Source organism: Saccharopolyspora sp. NPDC002686 (assembly GCF_040295745.1).
Classification (GTDB): Bacteria; Actinomycetota; Actinomycetes; order Mycobacteriales; family Pseudonocardiaceae; genus Saccharopolyspora; species Saccharopolyspora oryzae.
The window spans coordinates 24374-32890 of record NZ_JBEOVY010000038.1 but is presented as its reverse complement, the minus strand read 5'-3'; the positions used below and the strand labels follow the sequence as shown (position 1 = coordinate 32890).

The 8517-nt window shown below is 70.6% G+C and carries 7 protein-coding genes; all 7 read right to left on the bottom strand.

The window, feature by feature from the left end:
* Window positions 1–39 precede the first annotated feature (39 nt).
* Window positions 40–1014, bottom strand: coding sequence for a cutinase family protein (locus ABTZ89_RS07800; RefSeq protein ID WP_351041530.1), 975 nt, complete (start codon window positions 1012–1014; stop codon window positions 40–42).
* A 394-nt stretch (window positions 1015–1408) separates the two neighbouring features.
* Window positions 1409–2743 (bottom strand): serine hydrolase domain-containing protein, encoded by a 1335-nt coding sequence (locus ABTZ89_RS07795; protein ID WP_351041527.1) that lies wholly within the window; start codon window positions 2741–2743, stop codon window positions 1409–1411.
* A complete protein-coding gene (locus ABTZ89_RS07790; protein ID WP_351041524.1) occupies window positions 2740–3750 on the bottom strand; it encodes an ABC transporter ATP-binding protein in 1011 nt (336 codons plus the stop codon). Before ABTZ89_RS07790 ends, ABTZ89_RS07795 begins: the two co-directional genes overlap by 4 nt.
* Window positions 3747–4760, bottom strand: a complete 1014-nt coding sequence (locus tag ABTZ89_RS07785; protein ID WP_351041521.1) for an ABC transporter ATP-binding protein — start codon at window positions 4758–4760, stop codon at window positions 3747–3749. Before ABTZ89_RS07785 ends, ABTZ89_RS07790 begins: the two co-directional genes overlap by 4 nt.
* Window positions 4757–5635: an ABC transporter permease gene (locus ABTZ89_RS07780; protein WP_270951196.1), complete on the bottom strand. Its 879-nt coding sequence runs from the start codon at window positions 5633–5635 to the stop codon at window positions 4757–4759. Before ABTZ89_RS07780 ends, ABTZ89_RS07785 begins: the two co-directional genes overlap by 4 nt.
* The gene (locus ABTZ89_RS07775; RefSeq protein WP_270951198.1) at window positions 5635–6636 is read right to left on the bottom strand and encodes an ABC transporter permease; all 1002 of its coding nucleotides are present in this window, start codon (window positions 6634–6636) and stop codon (window positions 5635–5637) included. Before ABTZ89_RS07775 ends, ABTZ89_RS07780 begins: the two co-directional genes overlap by 1 nt.
* Before the next feature lie 33 nt (window positions 6637–6669).
* Window positions 6670–8322 carry an ABC transporter substrate-binding protein gene (locus ABTZ89_RS07770; RefSeq protein WP_351041516.1) on the bottom strand — a complete coding sequence of 551 codons (1653 nt, stop codon included), beginning with the start codon at window positions 8320–8322 and terminating at the stop codon, window positions 6670–6672.
* Window positions 8323–8517 lie beyond the last annotated feature (195 nt).

Here is an 8517-nt window from a genome sequence, read left to right as displayed (position 1 = left end):
GGCCGGGATAGGTGCTCAGACCTGGATAGGTGCGAGGGGTCAGTACCCGGCTCCGGCTTCTTGCAGGGCCTTCCAGAAGCCGTGGACGATCTCGTCGCCGGGGAGGCCGAAGGTGTTCAGCACGTTCGCCCAGGCCAGGGCGTCTCCGGACTGCGTGAGACCGTCCATCGCGCCCTTGTAGACCTCGTTGTCGTTGAGCAGTTCCCGGGGCATCGGTGCCGGGAACGCGGCCGGGCCCCACGTGATCGGCGCGGAGGGCGGGAGCACGAGGTCGCCGACGTCGGCGAAGTTCGCCGGGCGGGCCCAGTAGTTCCGGTTCGGGTCCGCGTCGCCGTAGGCGCCGTGCGCGGTGGGCAGCCGCTGCATCTCACCGGTGAACGCCTGCGCGTTGGAGATGGGGTTCGCGGCGTTGCACACGAGGTCGTCCTCCCGGCAGATGCTGGCGACCTTGACGCCGCGGAAGTCGCGCGGGCCGGGGGTGTGCATGCCCGGGCCGTCGGGAGCGACCGACATGATGCCGCCGGAGGGGCCCTGCGACGCGGTGTCGGCGACGTGCCTGCGCGGGTCGGCGATCAGCACGGCGTTGAGCAGCTCGTGCGGGACCTCGTTCTTCGCGGCCAGCAGCTCGACCGCATCACCGGAGATCAGCGCGCCGAACGAGTAGCCGACGAGGGTGACCGGCGAACCCGGGCACGCGCGGTGGAAGTCGAGGACCTTCTGCGCCAGGGCCGGGGCAGCCACCCGCCGCGTCTCGTCGAGGCTGTGCGGGTGCACGCCCGGCACGATCCCGTCGTCGTAGCGGAACTTGTCCATCTGCGCCCCGGCGGGCACGGTCGTCCCCGCGTCGTCCCAGGTCTTGCCGGTCAGGCCCCGGCCCCGACCGTCGGTCAGGACGTACAGGTGGCTGCAGTCCGCCGATGCGGTCTGCACCGGTTCGGCCGCCGCGACGTCGGCGGCCGCCAGACCGGTAGCGGTCAAGGCGACGGTGGACAGCGCCAGGCACGCCCTTTTCATCAGATGCATGCGAAACCTCTCCGATCGCGCGCGACGTCGACGTGCATTCCCCGAATGCGCGTTCGCGGCGCTGGACCATTTCAGGCGAATCGAGCCGGTTTACGGGGAGCATGCTCGCCGGGCGATGATCGCGAGTCAACCGGGTTCAGCGCGGAAATTGCGGTCGTCGACCGAATTTCACCGCCGCTTCATCGCCGCCCCGACTCGTCGCGCGGGTGAAATCCCTGGTAGCAGCCCAGGATGACACTGCCATCGAGTTTCTCCCCGAGGTATTCCGCAGGACCAATCGTGCTGCACAGCTGGGAAAATGTGAAAATCTGCCCGCTGCCCCGTGATTCGATCCAGGTGAGGAATTCGCCCTACTAAATGGGGTTCCCCGATTCACCGCGAGAGGTCAATCCGCGACGCGAGGTGCCAAGCGGTCTCGCAGTCGGAGGCCGATGACGGTTCCGGTTCCGTCGCGGCGGACGTCGATGGTCGTGCCGCGTTCGGCGGCCGGTTCGGTGATCACCAGTTCGTCCGCGCCGCACCACTCGACCCGCTCGATCGACGGCGGTTCCAGGTAGTAGCAGCCCGGTCGAGGTTCGGGTCGGTGGATGCGCACCGCCGCGCCGCCGTCCGGGTGCGGGGCGAGCTCCATGCGGTAGAAGGTCGCGTCGAACTCGCCGACCAGCTCGGTCGCGTCGGCGGGGGAGACCTCCGGTGGGGTTTCCGGCTCGACACCGGCCAGTTCGCGCAGCAGCGCGGCGCGGACCTCCTGGTTGACCTGGTCGCCGGACGTTCCGTTGGTCAGCAGCACGAAGGCGGCTCCGCGCTCGGGGATCAGGCACAGCTGCGTGCAGTACCCGATGGTCAGGCCGCCGTGGTGCACCAGGCGCACGCCGTCGACGTCGTCCAGCCGCCAGACCAGGCCGATCCGCTCGGTCGGTCCGCTGCGCTCGCGCTGAGGCGCGAAGGGCTCGGCCGGTGTCGCGCCGCCCAGGTGGTGGTCGGCGTAGCTGAGCATGTCGCGCACGCAGGACACCAGCCCGCCGCCGGGCACGTCCCAGCCGGGCAGTTGCCAGCCGCGCTGCCACCCCGCGGTGCGGGCCACCTCGAGCGGATCGCTGCGATGGGGCGCGGCCACGCGGTGGGTGATCACCTCGTCGGCCGCGGTGAAGGTGTGCGACATGCCCGCGGGTTCCAGCACCTCGGTGCGGACCAGGTCCGCGTAGCGCCGGCCGGTGACCACTTCGAGCAGCCGGCCCGCCACGATCAGCCCGGCGTTGCTGTAGGAGTAGTCGCTGCCGGGGGCGAACACCAGCGGCAGTCCGGCGATGTGCTCGACCCCGGTGGCGATCGAGTCGTCCGCGCCGTCCGCGAGCAGCCGGGGGCCGTTGAGGATCAGGTGGTCGCCGAACAGCCCCGACGAGTGGGTGAGCAGGTGCCGGATCGTGATCCGGCCGTCCAGACCGGAGTCCGGCAGGTGGTCGACGACCGGGTCGTCCAGTCCCAGCCGCCCGGACTCGGCCAGCTCGGCGAGCATCGTGGCCACGAACGTCTTGGACACCGAGCCGATCTGGAACAGCGTGCTTTCGTCGACCTGCAGCGGATGGTCCACATTGGTCACGCCGAAGCCGAAGTGCCTGCTGCCCTCCGGGGTGAGCACCCCGACGCCGACGCCGGGCACGCCCCACTGCCGCATCAGCGGCGGGACGATCTCGGTCAGCAGGTCGGCGATGTCGGTCATGCGGGTGCACCATCCTCTGCGGGCGGTCGGAGGGATTCGCCGGGGCGAAGCGGGAAGAAGCAGGACGTGGCCCGGTGGCCCGACTCGACCAGCGGGGGAGCGTCCTGCGCGCACTGCTCCTGGGCCTTCGGGCAGCGCGGGTGGAAGGCGCAGCCGGTCGGCGGATGCATCGCCGACGGCACGTCCCCGGCCAGCACCACGCGCTGCCGCCGCGCTTCGGCTTCCGGGTCGGGCAGCGGGATCGCCGACAGCAGCGACGCGGTGTACGGGTGGGCCGGGGCGGCGAAGAAGTCCGCGCGGTCGGCGACCTCGACCACCTTGCCCAGGTACATCACCGCCACCCGGTCGCACAGGTGCTTGACCACGGACAGGTCGTGCGTGATGAACACGTAGGTGAGGCCGAGCTCGCGCTGGAGGCCTTTGAGCAGTTCGAGGATCTGCGCCTGGATCGACACGTCCAGCGCGGAGACCGGCTCGTCGCAGATCACCACCTTCGGCCGCAGGGCGATCGCGCGGGCGATGCCCATCCGCTGCCGCTGGCCGCCGGAGAACTCGTGCGGGTAGCGGTCGCGGTGGTCCGGGTGCAGCCCCACCAGCTCCATCAGCTCCGACACCCGTCGCCGCACGTCGGGCTGCCGCTGGATGCGCAGCGGTTCGGCGATGATCTCGCCGACGCTGAGCCTGGGGTTCACCGACGCGGACGGGTTCTGGAAGACCATCTGGACGTCGCGGCGCAGCTGGGCCAGCTCGGCGCCCCGCTTGGCGAAGACGTCCTCGCCTTCGAGCAGGACCTGGCCGCTGGTCGGGGTGGCCAGCCGCAGCAGCAGCCGGGCGAGAGTGCTCTTGCCGCAACCGGATTCGCCGACCAGGCCGAGGGTTTCGCCCTTCCGCACGCCGAGGTCCACGCCGTCGACGGCCCGCACCAGGCCGCGGCGCTTGCCGAACAGCCCGCCGCGCACGGGGTAGTGCAGGGCCAGGTTCCGGGTTTCCAGGAGGTGTTCGCTCATCGGCCCGCCTCGTTCGGTTCGTCCAGCGCCGCCGCCAGCGCCCGGAACTCCGCCGCGGTGTGCACGCACGCGGCCCACCGGCCCTCGGCCTTGCGGTCCAGCACCAGATCGGTCGTGGTGCACCGGTCGTCGGCGAACCGGCACCGGGGCGCGAACGGGCAGCCCGGTGGGAGGTCGGCCAACGACGGTGGCTGCCCGCGGATCGGCTCGGGCGCGAGGTCGGCGTCGAGCCTGGGCACCGCGCGCAGCAGGGACCAGGTGTAGGGCATCAGCGGGTCCTGGAAGAGCTCCTTCGGGGTGCCGGACTCCACAGCGCGCCCGCCGCACATCACCAGCACGCGGTCGGCGATCTGGGAGACCACCCCGAGGTCGTGGGTGAGGATCGACATCCCGTGCGCCGCCTTGAGCTGCTCGAGCAGCTCAAGGATCTGGGCCTGGATGGTGACGTCCAGCGCGGTGGTCGGCTCGTCCGCGATCAGGACCTTGGGTCGTCCGGCCAGAGCCACGGCGATCATGGCCCGCTGCCGCATCCCGCCGGAGAGCTGGTGCGGGTAGTCCCGGGCGCGCCGCTCGGCGCTGGGCATCCCGACCTCGTCCAGCGCCTGCACGGCGCGCCGCAGCGCCTGCTTGCGCGAAACCCGCTCGTGGCTGCGGACCGATTCGGCGATCTGGTCGCCGATGGTGAGCACCGGGTTGAGGCAGGTGGTCGGGTCCTGGAAGATCATCGAGATCTCGCTGCCGCGGATCGCCCGCAGCTCGCGCTCGTCGGCGCTGAGCAGGTCGCGGCCCTGGTACCGGATCCGGCCGCCGGTGTAGCGGCACGGCGGCGACGGGTTGAGCCGCATGATGGACATCGCGGTCACGCTCTTGCCGGAGCCGGATTCCCCGACGATCCCCAGCGTTTCGCCTTCGTCCACGGAGAACGAGACGCCGTCGACCGCGCGGACCACGCCCTCCGGGGTGTGGAAGTGGGCCTGCAGGTCCTCGACTTCGAGCAGGGGCATCGTCATCGCACCGCCTTCGGGTCGAAGACGTCGCGGAAGCCGTCGCCGATGAAGTTCACGCACAGCACCGCGAAGGCGATCGCCAGACCTGGGAAGACGATGGCGAACTGGCTGGTGAGGAACACGTGGAAGCCGGCGCGGAAGGCGTCGGAGAGCATGGCACCCCATTCCGGTGTCGGTGCCTGCGCACCGAGCCCGAGGAACGACAGCGCGGCGATGTCCAGGATCGCCGCGGCGAGGCTGAGCGTGGACTGGACGATCAGCGGACCCGTGCAGTTGGGCAGCAGCGTGCGCAGGAGGATCCGCGCGTGACCGGCGCCCATCGACCGGGCGGCCTGCACGTAGTCGCTGTCCCGCAGCCCGATCACCGAGGACCGGACCACCCGGGCGATCTGCGGGACGGACACGATGCCCACCGCGAGCACGGCGTTCCACAGGCTCGGCCCGAGCGTGGAGACGATCATGATCGCGAGCAGCACGCTGGGGAACGCCAGCAGGACGTCCATCAACCGCATCAGCACGGTGTCGTACCAGCCGCCCCGGTACCCGGCGAGCAGCCCGATCGCCGTTCCGGCCGCGGTCGCCAGCGCGACCGCCAGCAGCCCGGCGGACAGCGTCACCCTGGTGCCGTGGATCAGCCGGGACAGGATGTCGCGGCCCAGCTCGTCCTGACCGAGCAGGTGCGCGCCACCAGGAGCTCGGAAGCGGCCGGCGAGGTCCTGCGCGTGCGGGTCGAAGGGCGCGATGACCGGTGCCAGCACGGCGACCAGCACGAGCAGTCCGAGCACGACGACCCCGAACACGGCCAGCCGGTTGGCGAGGAACGCGCGCCTGCGCCGGGACGGCCGGCTCCGAGCGGTCGGCGGAGCGGTGATCGCCATCAGTACCTCACTCTCGGGTCCAGGACCGCGTACAGGAGGTCGACCGCCAGGTTGACCAGCACGAACAGCAGCGATCCGTACAGCACCACGCCCTGGATCAGCGCGTAGTCGCGCTGGTACACCGCCTGGTAGGCGATCTGGCCGACGCCCGGCCAGGAGAAGATCGTCTCGGTGATCACCGCACCCCCGAGCAGCAGTCCGAGCTGCAACCCGATCACCGTGAGCACCGGCAGCATCGAGTTGCGCAGGCCGTGGCGGAAGGTCGTGACCAGCGGGTGGACCCCCTTCGCCCGCGCGGTGCGGATGAAGTCCTCGGCCAGCGTCTCCCGCAGGCTCGACCGGGTCATGCGCATGATCACCCCGCACGGGATGGTCGCCAGCGCGAGCGCCGGCATCACCAGGTGCGCCAAGGAGTTCCGGAAGGCGGCCCAGTCACCCGCGATCAGCGAGTCGACCAGGTTCAGCCCGGTGACCGCCGGCAGCGTCTCGGCGGCGGGCAGCCGTCCCGGGAACGGCAGCAGGTGCAGGTTCACGCCCAGCACCACCATCAGCAGCATGGCCAGCCAGAAGATCGGCATGCTCACGCCCGCGACGGCGAGCACCGAGGCGACCTTGTCCAGCAGCGAGTTCGGACGGCTGGCCGCCAGCGTGCCGAGCGCGATGCCGACAACAACGGCGATGGCCAGCGCGAACAGCGTCAGCTCCAGCGTGGCGGGAAGGCGCGCGGCCAGCTCGGAGACCACGGGGCGACCGGTCGCAGTGGACTCGCCCAGATCGCCCTGCAGCGCTCGGACGAGGAAGAGCCAGTACTGCGCGAGGATCGGCTGGTCCAGGCCCATCTCGGTGCGCAGCTGGGCGATCTGCTCGGGGGTGGCGTTCTCGCCCAGGATGACCTGCGCCGGATCGCCCGGGATCATCCGCACGGTGCAGAACACGATCACCGACACCCCGAGCAGCACCGGGATCAGCTGGCCCAGTCGGCGCACGGCGTAGGTCAGCACGGTCGCTCACCTCCTCGGTGCCCGAGGCGCGCCTCAGCGGCTGAGCGCATCGAGGTCGTCCATGGCGATGTTGGTGCCGAAGCCAGCGACGGAGGAGCGCAGCGCGACCGGTGGGCTGACGTAGGCGATCGGCAGGACCGGTACTTCGTCGTGCACGATGCGCTGGACGTTGGCGTAGAGGGCACGTTGTTCCTCCGGATCCGTGGTGACCCTGGCCTCGGCGAGCAGCGCGTCGACCTGCGAGTTCTGGTAGAAGGACAGGTTCGAGGAGCTCTCCGGCGTGGCGCTGGCGCTGGCGTACCAGTAGTTCAGCGGGAAGTAGGAGTCCACGCCGATCGTGGTGCCGCCGTAGATGGCGATGTCGTGCAGGCCCTTGCCGGTCCGCTCCGAGTAGGTGGCCAGTTCGTAGGTGACCAGTTCGGCGGTGATCCCGACGTCGGCCAGGTTCGCCTGCGCGACCTGGGCGACTCCCTTGCCGTCCGGCAGGTACGGGCGCGCGGTGGACATGTACCAGAGGCTGGTCCGGAACCCGTCGGGCAGACCGGCTTCGGCCAGCAGCTTCCGCGCCAGGTCGGGGTCGTGGGGGTGCGGCTGGATGGAGCGGTCGACGAACGCGGAGATGCCGTACAGCGGCGCACCCGCCACCTCGGCCCGTTCGCCGAAGAAGTGCTCGACGATCGTCGGTAGGTCGATCGCGTGCGCGATCGCCTTGCGCACCAAGGGGTTCTGGAACGGCGCGCGGCGGGTGTTCATGGCGAAGTAGCTGAAGCACTCCTGCGGGTGCTGCACGACGGTGAAACCCGAGGTGTCGCGGATCGCGTCGGCGTCCTGGGGGACGATGCCGTTGACCGCGTCCAGGCCACCGCCGACCAGCGCCGCCACCCGCGCCGTGCTGTCCGGCATGGGGGTGAGTACCACGGTGTCCACCGGCCGGCCCGGTCCGGTCGGCCGCTTCCCCCACCAGGACTCGTTGCGGCGCAAGGTGATTTTGCTGCCGTGCTCCCAGGACGCCAGGGTGAACGGGCCGGTGCCCACCGGGCGTTCCCAGAACCCGTCCACGTCCTGCCGGATCGCGGTGGGGGAGGCGATGCCGAACTGCGCGCCCGCGAGGGTGGGCAGGAACGGTCCGTAGGGTTCCCGGAGCGTGAAGCGCACCGCGTGCGAGCCGACCGCCTCGACGCCGCTGATCACCGACTTGTCGTCGAAACCGCCGAAGAGGTTCTTGTAGTAGGCGAACTTGCTGCTCTGCGGGCCGCCGCCCCGGTGGTAGGGGTGGTCGCTCTCCCGCCAGCGGCGGAAGTTGAACACCACGGCCTCGGCGTCGAGCGGGGTTCCGTCGTGGAACCGCACGTCTTCCCGGAGCTCGAAGGTGTACTGCCGCCCGTCGTTCTCGGGCGCGGGCACGGCTGCTGCCAGGGCCGGCAGCAGCGTTCCGTCCGGGGCGTAGCGCAGCAGCGAGTCGAAGATCTGGTGGATCACCGCGTAGGACTCGCTGTCGGTCTGGTTCATCGGGTCCAGCGAGGTGGCATCCGCGCTCCGCCCGTAGACGAAGGTCGCGCCACCGGTTTCGGCCCGCCCCGCGGTTCCGCAACCCGCAGCCCCGAGCAGCACTGCTCCGGCCCCGGCGAGCTGGAGCAGACCGCGGCGGGTCAGCTCCGGCCCGGTCCGGGTGAGCTTGTGCGTCATCGCCGCTCCCTCGTGGTGTTTCGGTGCGCCAGGGATTTCCACGTGGCGCGAGATCCTCGTGCGGTCCCGCGCGTCCGGAGCAGAACGGTTCCGGCGTCCCGCAGGTCGTGCGGGTCGGTGCCGTGAATCCCTTGATCTCGCGTCGGGTTGGTCTAGAGTGTGGACTCGCCTGCGGATGAACAAGCTCATTCGCTC

What these genes read in the sequence shown, in the direction of transcription:
- ABTZ89_RS07800 (WP_351041530.1), bottom strand. Translation starts at nt 1,014, where the DNA reads ATGAAAAGGGCGTGCCTGGCGCTGTCCACCGTCGCCTTGACCGCTACC.
- ABTZ89_RS07795 (WP_351041527.1), bottom strand. Translation starts at nt 2,743, where the DNA reads ATGACCGACATCGCCGACCTGCTGACCGAGATCGTCCCGCCGCTGATG.
- ABTZ89_RS07790 (WP_351041524.1), bottom strand. Translation starts at nt 3,750, where the DNA reads ATGAGCGAACACCTCCTGGAAACCCGGAACCTGGCCCTGCACTACCCC.
- ABTZ89_RS07785 (WP_351041521.1), bottom strand. Translation starts at nt 4,760, where the DNA reads ATGACGATGCCCCTGCTCGAAGTCGAGGACCTGCAGGCCCACTTCCAC.
- ABTZ89_RS07780 (WP_270951196.1), bottom strand. Translation starts at nt 5,635, where the DNA reads ATGGCGATCACCGCTCCGCCGACCGCTCGGAGCCGGCCGTCCCGGCGC.
- ABTZ89_RS07770 (WP_351041516.1), bottom strand. Translation starts at nt 8,322, where the DNA reads ATGACGCACAAGCTCACCCGGACCGGGCCGGAGCTGACCCGCCGCGGT.